1 protein-coding gene is annotated in these 1237 nt (G+C 29.1%); it reads left to right on the top strand.

Annotated features, from left to right (window positions below):
- Positions 1-269: 269 nt before the first annotated feature.
- A partial coding sequence (locus L8X40_RS08335) for a cache domain-containing protein (RefSeq protein WP_263667682.1) occupies positions 270-1237 on the top strand: 968 nt, incomplete at its 3' end.

Here is a 1237-nt window from a genome sequence, read left to right as displayed (position 1 = left end):
ATAGTTGCAGACAATGTAAATCAAATAGCTAATGATATCTTAGAAGATGCTAGGAAGAAGAAGTTTTAATACTAAGCCAGACTTTTAGAAGTTTGGCTTGCATTAATTTTAATATCCATAATGCTATATATTTTATTTCTTATTATTTTTCATAATTTTTTTATTAAAAAATAATTTTTTCATATTTAAATATTACAATTTTTTATTAAAAATAATATAAGATAATTCAACTCCCATAATCATAATAATCTTTTTACAAGGATGTTTTAATGAAAAATCTTACACAAAGTTTAACAGGAAAATTAACTTTCTTTGTTTTTTTAGCTATTATCGCGATTTTACTTATAGCAAATGCCTTTAACTATTCTGAAGTAAAGCATGATGTGCAAAAACTCATCAATGATATTCAAGTAAAAACAATACAAGATGTATTAAAAAATTTCGATGATTACACTGCCTCAAGAAGCGATGCTATAAAGGCTGTAGCATCTGAAATCCAAAAAAATCCTAATGCAAGTTTGGAGGAAATTTATACCATAGTTAGAACCGCAAAAGAAGCAAGTCGATTTGATGTTTTATATGTAGGTCTTGCTAAAAATGGTGCAATGATACGTTCAAACGGCAATCATCAAATGCCATCTGATGGTTATGATCCAAGAACTAGAAGCTGGTATACAAATGTTGCATCTGGAGAAGATAAAGTTGTTATATCAAAACCATACATTGCTCCTAGCTTAAAAGCCCCTTCTTTATCTTTTTCTTATCCTATAGTTGTAAATGGAAAATTTATAGGTGCAGTTGGTGGAAATTATGATTTAAATACTTTTTCGGATAATGTATTAGCTATGGGAAGATCTCAAAGTGGCTATACCGTAGTTTTAGACGATGATGGAACAATTTTATTTCATGAATCCTCTGAAGCACTTCTGACAAAAAATAGCTTAAGCCAAGAAATTGCAAAAACATATCTTGCAACTACAGAAGGAAAAGCAGGAGAACTCTCAAAAGAACCTATGCTGATAAAAGATGGTAATACACCTCGCAAAGCTGTAATTTGTCAAGAATCTTCAACAGGTTATAATGTTTGTGTTATAGCAGATGAAAAAATTTATAATGATCCTGTAAATCAAGCTTTAATTAAGCAAATTATCATAGGTACTATAAGTTTAGCAGTAGCTCTTGTAATTATAAGATTTATGATTAATTACAACTTATCCCCACTCAAAAAAATCCAAAC

The organism is Campylobacter sp. CNRCH_2013_0855 (assembly GCF_025773025.1).
Taxonomy (GTDB): domain Bacteria; phylum Campylobacterota; class Campylobacteria; order Campylobacterales; family Campylobacteraceae; genus Campylobacter_D; species Campylobacter_D jejuni_C.
Note: the sequence above shows the minus strand (reverse complement) of the source record. Positions and strands in the feature narration are given on the sequence as shown.